The organism is Candidatus Bathycorpusculum sp. (assembly GCF_009778815.1).
GTDB lineage: Archaea > Thermoproteota > Bathyarchaeia > Bathyarchaeales > Bathycorpusculaceae > Bathycorpusculum > Bathycorpusculum hydrogenotrophicum.
In genome coordinates, this window is the sequence record NZ_WRFL01000017.1 from 1 (window position 1) to 13748 (window position 13748).

The following is a 13748-nucleotide window of genomic DNA, read 5'->3' on the forward strand; positions in this document are numbered from 1 at the left end:
CAAGAGCCGCTAGAACCTCAACATCTTCATAATCACAACGACTGCAAGTAGTAGTAACCGAACCAGCAACCAAACAAGTAGCATCCACAGTAACAGAAGAAAGATCATGACCAAGAGCCGCTAATGCGTCTATACGGGTCTCGACGTGATTTTTGCAGTAATAGGATATGTAGCCATCTTCTGTACAGGTAGGTTCGCTACGGCCTTGTTCTACCCAGTCATGACCCAGGCCGATTCCGGATATGATTTGGGGTTCACCATTTTTACCCATTTCATTTCCTTGTATGGGTATATGCACTACATAACCGCCTATGGTAAGATATGCATCAAATTTGCCGCTACCGAAGTGGTTACCGGGTACGGTTATGGATATTGTTTTTTCTCCATCCACCGATAGAGTTGCATAAAACACTATATTATTACCGCTACCACTTGTGCGGATGTTGATTTCTACGCCCGCTTCAGGGTCAGTCAGTGTCCAATCATATGGAGTATTTGCTGCTGTTACTAGGGTAACAAAGACCAGAGCAACTATGCAGGTTACTATGAGTAATGATAGACATTTTTTGAATGATTTGGTTGTTTTCATATATCTTCCTCGTTGAGTAACAGCAATCGGTATCTTGATTTAAACAGTATTAAAAATGTCGCAATATTACAATTTACAGAATATTCCCATTTTAATAATGAGATAAATTTAACACAAATATAACAAAATAAAATACAATACAATAATACAAAAAAATAAAGCATTGTATCAAATGTAGTTCAAGCAAGTTTTTAACAAAAACAAACAAAAGTCAGACGATACATGACGAAATCAGACTAAAAATCAGCAAAACCGCCAATCAAATGAAATATCAATAAAGACACCGCAAGTTAAAAGTCTTCCATCTAACTAAACCAGCAGACCAAAAGAACCATCAAAAACAACAAAACCAACACAAAAAACAACACCACACACATTTTCCCCACACAACACCAAAATAACAAGACAAAACAAAACCACAAATATTCAAACAAAAATACCCCCAAATTAAGCACTATTGTTAGCATAGTTTCGACATTTTGAGGGCAAAAATCCAGTTTCAGATGGAAGAGTATATCTTTGTGCAGATATAGTCTCTATATATGAGTTCAGAGAAGCCCGCCAAAGAAAGCAAAGAGCTACATAAAGTCACAGCCAGCGGTATGAAGATCCTCACCAAAGATGCCAAACAGATGGTAAATGGCCCCTACTACTGCCCCAAATGCCGCAAAGAATTCTTGCAAATGTTTGTTGACACCAAAAATAAGAAAGCCTACGCAGTTTGTAAATGTGGACTCGAATGGGAACTCACCTATGCACCTGTTTTCCAAGGTGTTGATTACTACAACAAGTTTCGTGATGCCTGGAAAAAACAGAGTTACGGCATAATTAAAAAGTAGATTGGGAAAAACACTTAAACAGTAGCTCGAGAATTTTTATTAGGACAGGATGCAAATAAATTGTCAAAGTTTTAAACCAGTCCGATTCTTAATCATCATTTCATTGACACTCATAATAGCTCTATCGATGATTACAGTTCCCCCAAGAGCAAACGCTCAAACTAGCGAGCAATCCTATGAGAGATCATTTACATGGGACTATGAGGGGCAACATTGGACCTGGAATCTAAGTATTCCCACTGCACTCTATGAGTCTTATCAGGGTGTTCCGGTGTCTGTGAGAACAAAAAACGGCCCCGCAGGATATGGATATCTCACGACCACCCAAGATTATTACGTAAAACTGTTAGCACAAAAACTCACTGATATCACGACCCAGACGGGTTATAATGACTATGATAAGGTTAGTTTTGTGTTGACATTTGTGCAGAATTTACGCTATGCCTCAGATATAGTTACAACGGGGTATGATGAGTATCCGAGGTTTCCTATCGAAACACTGGTTGATGAGGGAGGAGACTGTGAGGATACCGCGATACTTTTTGCCACCTTGGCACGGATTATGGGCTATGGGGTAGTCTATATCAATCCGCCAAATCATTATGCAGTGGGCATCTTGGGCAATAACTTGAAGGGCACCCACTGGGTTTACCCCCCAGATTCTAATCAGACATATTACTACTGTGAAACCACCGGAGTGAACTTTAAAATCGGTCAACTGCCCCAAGAGTTTAACGGACAAACAGTAAAGATCTACCCCATAGATGAAACCAAACAATTCATTCCCGCTATAACAGTAACAGCTCCAACTATTCAGCCCAGCCCCACCCAAACAACAATACCACAAACATTTAACCCAAACCCAACAACCATCGATCCACCTGTAATTCCAGACCCTATAACACAGCCTGTTTTGCCGCTATCGCTTGATTTGATTACCGAAAACTCGGGACTGTTTGTCATAATTATTGCAACCATAGCAACATTGATGACTATAACAATACTGTCTACAAAAACAAAAAGAACCAAACCGACCCCTCAAACATCAAACCACTCTACACCAAGCGGTGAGCAACAACAGACAGAAAACAACCAATCCATAGAAAAATTCTGTGTTTTTTGTGGTGCAATCAACAAGGGTTATGCATCTTTCTGTGAAAAATGCGGCAAACAACTCACATAGCAAAAAATTCCCGCGGCAACCAATCAGCAGGGTTTGAAGGCGAACAAAAAGAGTTACCACAAATATAGAAATTGATTTGGAGCTATTTTTCTTGTTCGAGTTCGATACGACATTCGTCGCAGATGTTTTGTCCGTTGCATTCTTTTAGGTTCTCAGAGTATGCTTCGCAGTTGTCGCAGTATCCGGATTGGGGGGTTTCTTCGGGTTCTTCGCTTGCCGCGGCGCCTTCTATGCGCGAACGTTCTTGCATTATTTCAAGGAGTTCCGGCATGACTCCTAGGATGTCTTTGCTTGAGAGGATACCGACTAGGTTGCCTTTGTAGATGACGCCTAATCGTCTGATGCCTAATCGGGTCATTTTTCGTGCGGCGTCGCTTATGATTGCTTCGGGTTCGATTGTGACAAGAGGAGTGGTCATAACATCTTTGGCTTTTTTGGTGTCGGGTTTTTGGTTTTTGGCAACTACGCGTTTTACTATATCGCGCTCGGTTATGATGCCTATGGGGGTGCCAATTTTGTTTTGGACAATGACCGCCCCTAGGTTGTTTTGGTCCATGATTTCTGCGGCTTTGTTGGAGGTTTCGTCCGCATCCATGGTTACGACTGGGCTACTCATGATGTCTCGAACTAACATTTTGGGGCTTAAACCAATTTCAGACATAGACGTCCCGGCAATTCAGTCAGTTTTGGTGTTGATTTAACATAGAAGGGACGCCGAATTTAAGAGTTGCTTTACATAGAGAGCCACTACAAGTTTTATAAGATCCTAACATACTACCCAATTGGACTTGGAGGAAATTATTGTGCTTAAAACTAATGTGGATAGGCTCATAAAACTCTCTGTTGTGGGTGAGGTTGCCAGTCCCACTATTCGTAATGTCTACACGATCTCTGCTACTGGTAGACCCCAGGTGTTGCCTGGTGTGGGGGGTGTGACGTATAATTTGCGTGTGGGTGATTCTGCGCTGGGTTGGGAGGCTGATCATGTGGAGCCCGGTGCGAGTGTGGTAAATAGAGAAAATGATCCTCGATCAGGTCAGGGAGCGAACACGGCGTTTAATGTGCTCGCCTGTGTTGGTAATCAAGCGGTTGTCGCTTCAGGAGAGGCTAAAGGCGATATTGGCACGGTTGTGGGTAAGCATGGGGGTATTGAGCATGTGATGGTGGATTTTTCCAAAGAGGTCCTAGAGAAATTGTTGCCGGGTGATAAGATTCTCATTAAATCCTACGGTACGGGTCTAAAACTTCAGCAGTATTTTCCAGATATAAAGGTGATAAATACTGATCCGGCTTTGCTTGAGGCGTGGGATCCGCAACCTATCGGGGAGAAACTTGGGGTGCCGGTTACGCATCATATACCGGCAGCTATTATGGGTTCGGGGTTGGGAGCTAATCAGACAAACTCGGGCGATTATGATATTCAGCTCTTTGATGAGACCATCGTTGAGCAGTATGGATTAGAAACACTACGCTTGGGTGACTTGGTGGCGATTATTGATGCGGATCACTCGTTTGGCAGGATTTATCGTCGGGGCGCGGTTTCGGTGGGGGTAGTGGTTCACACCAATTGTATTTGTGCAGGACATGGTCCGGGCGTGACCACTTTGATGACTTCATCTGAGGGACGGATTGTGCCGCATATAACTCCGGATGCAAACATTGCTTCTTTATTAAAATTACGAGAAGATATATAAGACAGTTAACTCAATAAATGACACCAAAAAATAAAGAGGACTAATTAATGCCTGTTAAGCGAAAGAGCCGAGGAAGAGCTAAAGGAAGCAAAGGAAGTAGTACCCTTGTACAATGCGTTAACTGCGGAGCGATGGTGCCCAGAGACAAAGCAAAACGCTCAACACGGCGGGTATCATTTGTAGAACCCCAGTTAGCCAAAGAACTCAGGCAAAAAGGCACCTTTCTAGCATCTTGGGTAGATACTAAATACTACTGTATCTCATGCGCAGTCCACCGTGGCATCGTCAAAGTCCGAGCAGAAAACGAACGCCACTCAAAGGGCTACAAACGAAGATACTAAACAACAAAAACAAAAAAGGAAGCACAGTATTGCTTTCTTTCTTCTCTTTTCTAATTTTCTACTGTAATCATGCAGTTAGTTTTTTCTTCAGTTCTCTATAAACATAGAGTGCGCGTTGTATGACGGTTAGGTTTGAGATAACAGCTAACACAGCTACACCATAGCCCAGAGCAGGTAACCAGAAATAACCCGCTATGCTGGCAACCGCTAAGATAAGCATACGCTCCGCACGCTCCGCAAATCCTACAGATTCCATCTTTATCCCACAGGCTTCTGCTCGTGCACGGGTATAACTAACCATCATCGAACCCGCCAGAGCCGCCAAAACAACAATGGGCCCCCAAAACACACCCCACGCCGCACTAGCTAACCCAGCGATAAGTATACCCGCATAGACCGCCGCATCAGCATAACGATCCAAAACAGCATCAAAAAACCCGCCAAACACAGTCGTCTGCCCAAAGGTACGCGCAACAATACCATCCATAGTGTCACAAAACCCAGACGCCAAAAGGAAAAAGACTCCGAGCAACAAAAACCAAGACGCATGCGCCGCAACTAAAGCGTAAGCAACCGCGGAGGCCATGGCAAATATAAACCCCACAATGCTGATTCGATTGGGTGTAAACCCAATTCGGTGAGCTATTTTGGCCTCGGTTGTTAACATTTGCTGGATTTGTTTTTTAAGTTTAGTAAGCATGCTTACACTCTACAGATAGCCCTATATCTTAGCTACACAAAAGCCTTTCTAGCCCACGATCAGCAACAATTATGTTTGCATAGTTGTGTTTTCAATGACTTTATAAGGAAGAAGTCATAAATATTTGGCAGTAATGTTCGGTCTCGCAACAAAGCGTTGACCTGCAACGTTACACATGAGACATAAAGGAGAAAAATAAAATGACTGAAAACGCAGACGTTATTTTCGTCGGAAACAAACCCCCAATGAGCTATGTTCTGGCCATAATCACAAGCCTTTCCTCAAACAACTTAAAAGAGATCACTCTAAAAGCAAGAGGCCAAGCCATAACCACCGCAGTTGACGTTGCAGAAATCGCAAGAAATCGCTTCATAAAAGACCTAAAAATCAGCAAAATTGCAATCGGAACAGCCGAGATGCCACCACGAGAAGGCGAGAACAAGTCCAGAATGGTTTCCACGATGGAAATAACCCTTACCAAAAAGTAAGCGGCACCATTTTAAGAAACAAATAAATAGATTAAATCCAAAAATCCAATTTTAATTTTTTTCCTACTAACCACATAAAACACATCAGCGTGACGCATACAACTAACAGTTTTTGTAACCACACCAAATATCTTTAGAAGACAGCCCTTGAGATTACATGTAAAACACGATTAGAGATAGTGTGGTTTGTCTTGTGAGGGGCTCTTTAGGGGAATAAAGAAGCAACAGGTGGATAACTTATGGATCTTTGTGGGTTTTATCAGCTGTTTCGGTGATTTTTACTGGCCAGCCGTTTTTTTCTATTAGGGTTTTTGCTTTTTTCTGTTGTTTGTCATCTATGGCTATGGCGTGACGTAGCTGGCTTGTTATGATGTTTTTTAGGCCTTTGATGTGTTTTATTTCTTCGAGCAACAGGGCGTCGTCGGTTTCAAGTACGGTTAGGGTGCGGATTTTTACGCGTCCGATTTTTAGTTGCCAATCATCTAAAGATCGTGCCACATTGTCGGGGAGGGGTTTGCCGCTTGCTTTTTGCAGGGTCTTTTTTATTTTTTGAGGTGCTATGTTGAGGTCATATGCGCGGATTATCGATTGGAAGTCGAGTTTGTAGATTGCGGCGTTGCCATCAATAGAGTGTTTGGTGAGGAATTTACTAAAGTGGGTTTCGTGTTCGATACGGCATTTAAGGCCGGATATAATTATGGAGTAGTCTGGCAGTACGAGGAGTTGGCCCTCATCGTTTAGGGGCCGGATAGTTTTGGTTGGGATTTGGTATTGGTTGATTAGTCCCAAGATCCAGGCGCCGAGTTGGGTTATGCGAAAACCGGCAATGCCGACGCAGAAGTCATCTTCAGCATATTTTGTGCGGGTAATGTTTTCAGTGTATGCGATATCGAGTATACCCAGGGTGCAAAGAAAGGACAAGATGAGGCCTATTAGGTGAGTTTCGCATTCACTCCAGTCGGGTTCATAATCACCCTCATCAAAGTAGTCCTTATAGTGGGAGCTACGCACTACAATGTCGCAGTAGAGAAGTCGGCGCAGGAAATTGCCATAGAATGTTTGGGCGTGATTAGTCAAAGAGTCAAACGTTAAGAATTGTTCGGCAGGGCAGTTTTTTAGTAGGTCTATGATGGTTTTTCGGCATTTGTGCCACTCGATTTGTCCGCCGCGATCTTTGATTGCAATATGGGTGAGGTAGTGGATTTCAGGAATTTTATTTTCCGCCATATAGTCTTCAAATAATTGTTTGGCTATCTCGTTTGGGGGTTTAGATAGCAGGACAGGGGCTTTTTTGCCGGGGTGTACATAGCCGTCTGGGGCGATATCAAGTAATCCGGAGTTGGTAGCTAATATAAAGAGAGGTTGGGCAATTTTGAAGTCGTTTTTGTGTTTGACTTCTTTGGGAGTGCAAAATTTGCCGTTTTTGTCACATACTTCCTCAAAGTCAATTGTTTCGACGAGTTTGACCAGTTTGGGGGGGGTGAGGTCAAATGTTTGGGGTTTTACTTTGAGACGTTCACTGGCGGCGAGTTTGACTAGGGTTTCAAAGTCGTTGAGGCGGTTTTCTCGGCAGATAAGATAATCGGTTTTTGTTGGATGATAGGGTGTGGAGTCGAATTTTATGGGGCCTACAAGGGGTTTTAAGACATCAAAAACCGTTTGGGGCATGTTGCCGCCAGGAAAGAGAATGACGGTTTTGGTGTTTGGGAGGTTCCAGGTTAGGAGGTGGAGAAATTTTAGACGCATATAGTCATATGCGTTTGTTAGGTCTTTGGTGTAGCCGCCCGGGGCGGTGTATTCGAGTTTTAGGTTGTGTTTTTTTGCGTATAGCCGAGTGGTGGGGAGATATTCGCTACCGCATTGCACCACATATCGCAAAAAGTCTTGTTCGCACTCAGAGAAGCTGTTCCAGAGGTCTACTATGTTTTGGTTGTGGGCATAAAAGTTTGCGAGGTTTTTTATCATGTCTTTTTTTAGGACGTTGGTTTTGTTGTTAAAGAGACGTTTATGCAGTGCGCTTAGGCCGGTACCCTCGGCGCAACCATAGGGTGTGTCGTTGGTGCAGGTGTTTAGGTATTGTTCTAGATCAGCAAGTTTTGCGTTGGTTTCACTCATGGCGGGGTGGCCTCATCGAGTATTTTGTAGGGGTAGCCTTGCTCGGTGAGAAAGAGTTGGCGGTGCATCGAAAAACTCTCCTCAGTGGTGTCGCGTGATACTAGGGTGTAGAAGTAGGCTTTGTTTTCGCCTTGTTTGGGGCGTAAAATGCGTCCGAGGCGCTGGGCTTCTTCTTGGCGGGAGCCAAAACTGCCGCTAACCTCAAGAGCAACATTTGCATCAGGAAGATCTATGGCAAAATTGGCGACCTTGGAGACTACCAAAACGGGAAATTCACCGCTTTTGAAGCGCTCATAGAGTGTTTCGCGGTCTCGGTTGGGGGTTTTGCCGGTGATGAGTGGAGCGTCGAGCTGTTCTGCGATGTGTTGGAGCTGCTCAAGATAGACTCCTATGATCAAGATGTGGGCGCCTTTGTGTTTTGTTAATAATTTGCGGATGATACCGAGTTTGTCGGGGTTTTCTGCGGCTATGCGGAATTTTTCGCGTTTAGGGGCGATTGCGTAGGGCATTTTTAATTCCTCAGGCATAGCGATGCGTACCTCAAAGCACTCGGCTTGGGCGATCCAGCCTTGGCTTTCAAGGATTTTCCAGCCCATTTCGTGGCGTTTGGGGCCAATTAGGGCAAATACGTCTGCTTCATGTCCGTCTTCACGCACCAAAGTTGCAGTTAAACCCAGCCGACGCTTAGCCTGTAACTCGGCGGTTATGCGAAAAACTGGTGCAGGCAAGGTGTGTACCTCGTCATAGATGATAAATCCCCAGTTGCGTTCCAAGAATAACTCGAAATGTTTCTGCACACCGGCTTTGTCTTTGGCACTTATGATTTGATAGGTTGAGACCGTCACGGGGCGAACATCTTTTTTCTCACCGCTATACTCTCCAATCAAGTCAGGATTCAAACCAGTTTTAGTAACTAACTCAGTTATCCATTGGCGCACTGCAGTGATTGATGTTGTGAGAATCAAGGTCTCAGTTTTTAGCTCTGCCATAGCCGCAATTCCCACAATGGTTTTTCCCGCTCCGCAAGGTAAAACCACAACTCCATGATCACCTCTGCCCCCAGCGCGAAAAGCACAAACCGCATCAAGCTGATAATCGCGGGGCTGGAAAACATCATGGCGTAGATCAACCATTAAGGCCGCCCCATCCGCATACCCTGCCAGGTCCTCGGGTGGGAATTGGATATTCATAAGTGCCTGCTTGATATGACCCCGAAACACCGGATCAATCTTAACCCGATTATTTTTGGGTGTTTCGATAAAGAATTTAGAAACTGTTTTTTCTGCACATAGTTGCGCCATGATGTATGGGTCGTCAGTTTCAAGAAATAACTCGGTTTGTTCTTTGCATATTCGGACCTTGCCATAGCGGTCGCTGATCTGGGTTAAACGTGCAACAACAGTTTCAGATATGGGATATTTACTATATTTTTCAAGGGTTGCTAAAATATCAGCACTCGTCACACCCGCACTGGCCGCATTCCAAAGAGAAATCGGAGTCATCTTGTAGGTGTGAATATACTCGGGAGATTTTACCATCTCGGCAAACGCTAAGAGCTCATCACGGGCAGATTCGTAGGATGTATTGTTTGTTTCAAGCAACAAGGTCATATCGCTTTGAACAATAAGCGGCTTGTAGACAGCCTCACTCAATTCAGACACCCATGAGTAGATTAGTTTGAGAGATTTCCACGGTTAATTTTAGTCCCCAAGTGAAATGTTATGAGGCGAGAGTAATGTTGGGAATTCCTTATATTTTTTATTAAACAAAAAGTCCGATTCCATCATGAGCAAGAACTGTAAATAGTAAAAAATATACCGTTCACACAACCATTACTCAGCTTGATAACTAGGAAGATGTGATACCGTATGAGTAGTTTGTGCAGGGTATCAGGATTGGTTTTGGTAGTATTGTTATTTTTTTGTTTAGTTGTTGAGACTTCTGTTTTGGGGCATCTGTGTCTCCGCCGGAGGAGAATGTTTGGGTTGAGATGGCCTCGATGCGTTATCCGCGAAGCTATTTTGGTACGGTGGTGGCGGATGGCAAAATATATGCGATTGGCGGCCTTGTTTCGCGGGGTGTGGGGTTGGTTACTGGTGCCGTTGAGAGATATGACCCACAGACTAATACGTGGATGACTCTGCCGTCATTGCCTACACCCCGATACGGAGGCGTCGCAGTGTGTTCTATGGGTAAAATTTACTATATAGGTGGGAGTACAACCTCCTCGGGTCTCTATGGAGTAAATGAGGTTTATGACCCCGCCACAAACCAATGGACAAGAAAGGCATCTATACCAACTCCCAGAAATGGTGCGTCTGCGTGTGTTGTGGACGGTTACATATATGTCATGGGCGGATATGTGAATTCGGAGCTTTGTGAGGTTTATGATCCCATAGAGGATACTTGGTCGGTGTATGAGGGGCCTTGGCCGGAGGTGCCTTCTGATGGTGTGGTTTTTGATGGTCGGGAGTATGTTTGTGATGGGGTTGGGCTTAGGATTCACGATCTTGTTTTAGATAGTTGGATGGATGGAGCGAACGTGCCGCTTGGGCTTCATGGCCGGGGGGTTGTTGAGGTGGATGGGTTATTGTATGTCTTGGGAGGCTGCACCGAAACCTATAGTTTTCCTAATGCATTGCCTTATGAGTTGCGTGAGTATTTTAGTAAAAATTTTGAGATGTTTAGGCATATAGCGACTACTGAGCAGGTTCATTTTCAGAGGGTTTTTATGTATACTCCATTTGGTTATGGCCGTATTGCGCCTGAGATTTCAGTTTTATCTCTTGAAGAAGGGGGCAGGTATGATCTTGAGACTGTGACCCTTGAGTATAGTTTGAATCATCCGGTTGTGTGGATGGGGTATTGCCTTGATGGTCAAGCTAACGTAACGGTTGGGGGTAATGTTTCTCTGTCGGGGTTGTCTAGTGGTCGCCATAGTGTGAGAGTGTTTGCAGAGGATAAATATGGAAACACTGGTGCCTCTGAAACCATAACCTTCACTGTTGCTAATGCGCCGCGGTCGCTGGTCTTTATCGGTGTTGTTACAGCTACTACTGTTGTGGTTGCGGCTGTTGTTGTCTGTTTGGGGTTGTCGTTTTTGAGAAAAAACCGACACAAAAAATCCACCTAGCCTCAGGTGTTTTGGATGTATGTCGAGTTAAGTTGGTTATTGTTGTTTAATCTAATTTTTTGTTAAGGTAAGCGGCGGGAAAGAAAACTAAAGCGAGAGGGTCGTTTTTCCGTTAAAGCTATAAGCGGCGCGAGTTATCAAACCTGAAATGTCCTCGGAGAGTCGAATGGCTTGATTTTGCTTATGACTACAGCGCCCCCTGAAAAAGATACTTGGTATCATGGGAAGCGTTTGCCGCCTATTGGGTTGATGTATATTGCGGGTGCGCTTGAGAAGGCTGGTTATACTGTTGAGATGTTGGATAATTATTTGGCCAACAAGTCTCTGGAAGAAGTTAAGCAAACAATTAGGCAGACCAAACCGTTTATGGTGGGGATTACTTGTGGTTCAGCTACGTTTGCACGCTGCCTAGAAACCGCTCAGGCCATAAAAGAGGCCAAAGCAGATTGTGTGGTGGTGGTGGGCGGCTGGCATGCCTCCTATCTACCCGAGACACTTTTGGCACACCCACAGATTGATTATGCTATTATCGGAGAAGGCGAGCGCGCCATAACCCAATTAGCAAACACCCTAACAGAAGGCAACACAGACAAAGCAACAACCATTCCAGGAGTGGCATGTAGAACCTCAAGCGGGGTTATGGTTAATGCGCCGCAGTTCATTGAGGATATGGATGAAATCCCCTACCCGGCGAGGCATTTGTTGCCCCTTGAGCAGTATGATCGCACCATAGAGTTCTTAGATGCTAAACCGGCAGATGTGATGAGTATTAGCCGGGGCTGTGTGTATAGTTGTGGGTTTTGTGAAACCCGCAAACTCTGGGGCAACATAAATCGCAGCTTTAGCCCCAAACGCGTCATAGGCGAAATCCAAGATCTACAGAACCGCTATGGCACAAAAGGCATCTACTTCATAAACGATAATTTTACCCTAAACAAAGAAAAAACCAAAACGCTCTGCAACCTCATGATTGAGCAAAAGCTGGATTTAGAGTGGGTTTGTGACACCCGAGTGGATTTGGTCGATGATGAGCTCTTGGAGCTTATGAGCAAGGCAGGTTGCAGAGTCATCTGGTTTGGCGTGGAGTCGGGCTCACCTAAAATCCTAAAACGCATAAACCGAAACACCACCCCCCAACAAGTCCAAACCGCCTTTAAACTATGCAAAAAACACCACATAAAAACCGCCTGCTCCTTTATGCTAGGCTTACCCGATGAGACACTTGAGGATATGGAGGAATCACTCAAATTCGCCAAAAAAATCGACCCCGACTACTGCCAATTCAACATCTTTATCGCCTACCCCGATAGCAAAATCTACAAAGAACTCCTCCAAAACAAAAACTACACCCAACTCGACGAGTACCTGCTAAGCGTCAAAAGCGACCAATACGACTATGAAGCCCTAAAAGCACTGCAGTGGCGCTTCTTTAAGAGCTTCCACATGAGACCCAAACAAATCCTAAAACGCGCCAAACGCGAAGGCATCCTAACCTTCACCAAAACCCGATTGCTACATGGCACCAAAAAAGCCAACGGCACCGCCTAACAACAGCCCAGGTGATTTGATGGATAAGCGTCGGCTGGGAAGGACCAATCTGATGATGTCGCAAGTGGGTTTTGGCAGCACCTGGATAGCTGAGCTACCCAAACCCCAAGCAATTGAGGTGATACAGTGCGCTTTTGAGTTGGGGTTTAATTATTTTGATACTGCCCGCTGGGATGGCGACAGCGAAGAAAAAATCGGCCAAGCGCTCCAAACCAAAAAAAGAGACCAATGCATAATTGCCACCAAAACAGGCAACCGAACCAAACGCGAATCCCTCCAAGACTTGATGGTGAGCCTCAAGAATCTGCAAACCGACTGTGTGGATATTTTACAGCTTCATGGTATTGATGATGAAAAAACACTCAACAAAGCCATGGGTGAGGATGGGGTACTGCAAACATGCAAGCAAGCTCAGCGCGAAGGCCACACCAAATTCATCGGCATAACCGGACACAAACCAAGGGTACTCACAAAAGCAATAACAACCGGCGAGTTTGACACCGTTTTGGTACCGCTAAACGTTGTAACACCACAGGCACTTGAGGAACTTATACCCACCGCAAAAAAACACGACGTAGGAGTAGTTATCATGAAATCTTTGTCAGTGAAAACCTCCAACTTGATAACTTGCCTCTACCAACCCTCACTCTCGCTTATCTCACAAGAAGAAGAGGAAATCAAAACACTCTTGGGCCAAACCACACAAGAACAAGTTAGCAGTGCACTACAGTATGTGCTTGACCAAGATGTCTCAGGGGTTATTGCAGGATTCAAAAGCATCGCCGAGGTAGAAACAGCCGCAAACGCCGCAAACCAATACCACAACTCAGCACCCAAGAAGCATAATCGGTTTAGCTTTGAATTAGGCAATTACTGCCGCGATTGCGGTTTATGCATGCCCTGCCCAAACAACATAAACATCCCCGCAATACTGCGCTTCCAGATGCTACATGACATATACGGGTTAGAGAACTGGGCCAAAAAACGCTACGGCGGACTGGAAGTTAAAGCCGAGAAATGTGAACACTGCGGTCAATGTATCCAAAAATGTCCCTACAATCTACCCATAGAGAGCAAGTTAGAGAAAGCCAAACAAGAACTCACAGAATAAACCAACA

The 13748-nt window shown here is 44.6% G+C and carries 13 protein-coding genes; 8 read left to right on the forward strand and 5 right to left on the reverse strand.

From position 1 onward, the window contains the following. The coding region (locus FWF39_RS05045) for a hypothetical protein (protein ID WP_343382352.1) at positions 1-589 on the reverse strand (589 nt) is incomplete at its 3' end. 542 nt (positions 590-1131) lie between these two features. Between FWF39_RS05045 and FWF39_RS05050 the strand changes: the two genes are divergently transcribed. Together FWF39_RS05050 and FWF39_RS05055 are read left to right on the forward strand one after the other, a co-directional pair. Then, positions 1132-1428, forward strand: coding sequence for a hypothetical protein (locus FWF39_RS05050; protein WP_343382353.1), 297 nt, complete (start codon positions 1132-1134; stop codon positions 1426-1428). Positions 1429-1555: 127 nt separating this feature from the next. Beyond that, positions 1556-2611: a hypothetical protein gene (locus FWF39_RS05055; protein WP_343382354.1), complete on the forward strand. Its 1056-nt coding sequence runs from the start codon at positions 1556-1558 to the stop codon at positions 2609-2611. 82 nt (positions 2612-2693) lie between these two features. Here the strand turns inward: FWF39_RS05055 and FWF39_RS05060 are convergent, their stop codons facing one another. After that, complete coding sequence (locus FWF39_RS05060; RefSeq protein WP_343382355.1) at positions 2694-3272, reverse strand: CBS domain-containing protein; 579 nt, start codon at positions 3270-3272, stop codon at positions 2694-2696. 142 nt (positions 3273-3414) lie between these two features. Between FWF39_RS05060 and FWF39_RS05065 the strand changes: the two genes are divergently transcribed. Further along, positions 3415-4305 (forward strand): DUF4438 domain-containing protein, encoded by an 891-nt coding sequence (locus FWF39_RS05065; RefSeq protein WP_343382356.1) that lies wholly within the window; start codon positions 3415-3417, stop codon positions 4303-4305. A gap of 47 nt (positions 4306-4352) precedes the next feature. Further along, positions 4353-4646 (forward strand): 30S ribosomal protein S26e, encoded by a 294-nt coding sequence (locus FWF39_RS05070; protein ID WP_343382357.1) that lies wholly within the window; start codon positions 4353-4355, stop codon positions 4644-4646. A 67-nt stretch (positions 4647-4713) separates the two neighbouring features. Here the strand turns inward: FWF39_RS05070 and FWF39_RS05075 are convergent, their stop codons facing one another. Continuing rightward, complete coding sequence (locus FWF39_RS05075) at positions 4714-5346, reverse strand: CDP-alcohol phosphatidyltransferase family protein (RefSeq protein WP_343382358.1); 633 nt, start codon at positions 5344-5346, stop codon at positions 4714-4716. Between the two features lie 200 nt (positions 5347-5546). On the opposite strand from FWF39_RS05075, the gene albA reads away from it, so the two are divergent. Continuing rightward, positions 5547-5834, forward strand: coding sequence for a DNA-binding protein Alba (gene albA / locus FWF39_RS05080; protein ID WP_343382359.1), 288 nt, complete (start codon positions 5547-5549; stop codon positions 5832-5834). A 237-nt stretch (positions 5835-6071) separates the two neighbouring features. Here the strand turns inward: albA and FWF39_RS05085 are convergent, their stop codons facing one another. Both FWF39_RS05085 and FWF39_RS05090 read right to left on the reverse strand, forming a co-directional pair. Next, positions 6072-7949, reverse strand: a complete 1878-nt coding sequence (locus tag FWF39_RS05085) for a helicase-associated domain-containing protein (protein WP_343382360.1) — start codon at positions 7947-7949, stop codon at positions 6072-6074. Continuing rightward, positions 7946-9601, reverse strand: a complete 1656-nt coding sequence (locus tag FWF39_RS05090) for a DNA repair helicase XPB (protein ID WP_343382361.1) — start codon at positions 9599-9601, stop codon at positions 7946-7948. The genes FWF39_RS05085 and FWF39_RS05090 overlap by 4 nt, the downstream gene beginning before the upstream one ends. A gap of 305 nt (positions 9602-9906) precedes the next feature. Here FWF39_RS05090 and FWF39_RS05095 point away from each other — a divergent pair, with 305 nt between their 5' ends. From FWF39_RS05095 to FWF39_RS05105, 3 genes are all read left to right on the forward strand, one after another. Then, positions 9907-11082, forward strand: coding sequence for a kelch repeat-containing protein (locus tag FWF39_RS05095; protein ID WP_343382362.1), 1176 nt, complete (start codon positions 9907-9909; stop codon positions 11080-11082). A 183-nt stretch (positions 11083-11265) separates the two neighbouring features. After that, positions 11266-12630: a radical SAM protein gene (locus FWF39_RS05100; protein ID WP_343382363.1), complete on the forward strand. Its 1365-nt coding sequence runs from the start codon at positions 11266-11268 to the stop codon at positions 12628-12630. Then, on the forward strand, positions 12599-13741 hold the full coding sequence (locus FWF39_RS05105) for an aldo/keto reductase (protein ID WP_343382364.1): 1143 nt from the start codon (positions 12599-12601) through the stop codon (positions 13739-13741). The genes FWF39_RS05100 and FWF39_RS05105 overlap by 32 nt, the downstream gene beginning before the upstream one ends. Positions 13742-13748: the final 7 nt, after the last annotated feature.

Bases quoted from the DNA above. Each gene is read 5' to 3' on its own strand.
- FWF39_RS05105 (WP_343382364.1), top strand. From the start codon at position 12,599: ATGGCACCAAAAAAGCCAACGGCACCGCCTAACAACAGCCCAGGTGAT.
- FWF39_RS05085 (WP_343382360.1), bottom strand. From the start codon at position 7,949: ATGAGTGAAACCAACGCAAAACTTGCTGATCTAGAACAATACCTAAAC.
- FWF39_RS05050 (WP_343382353.1), top strand. From the start codon at position 1,132: ATGAGTTCAGAGAAGCCCGCCAAAGAAAGCAAAGAGCTACATAAAGTC.
- FWF39_RS05060 (WP_343382355.1), bottom strand. From the start codon at position 3,272: ATGTCTGAAATTGGTTTAAGCCCCAAAATGTTAGTTCGAGACATCATG.
- FWF39_RS05055 (WP_343382354.1), top strand. From the start codon at position 1,556: ATGATTACAGTTCCCCCAAGAGCAAACGCTCAAACTAGCGAGCAATCC.
- FWF39_RS05075 (WP_343382358.1), bottom strand. From the start codon at position 5,346: ATGCTTACTAAACTTAAAAAACAAATCCAGCAAATGTTAACAACCGAG.
- FWF39_RS05070 (WP_343382357.1), top strand. From the start codon at position 4,353: ATGCCTGTTAAGCGAAAGAGCCGAGGAAGAGCTAAAGGAAGCAAAGGA.
- FWF39_RS05100 (WP_343382363.1), top strand. From the start codon at position 11,266: ATGACTACAGCGCCCCCTGAAAAAGATACTTGGTATCATGGGAAGCGT.
- albA (WP_343382359.1), top strand. From the start codon at position 5,547: ATGACTGAAAACGCAGACGTTATTTTCGTCGGAAACAAACCCCCAATG.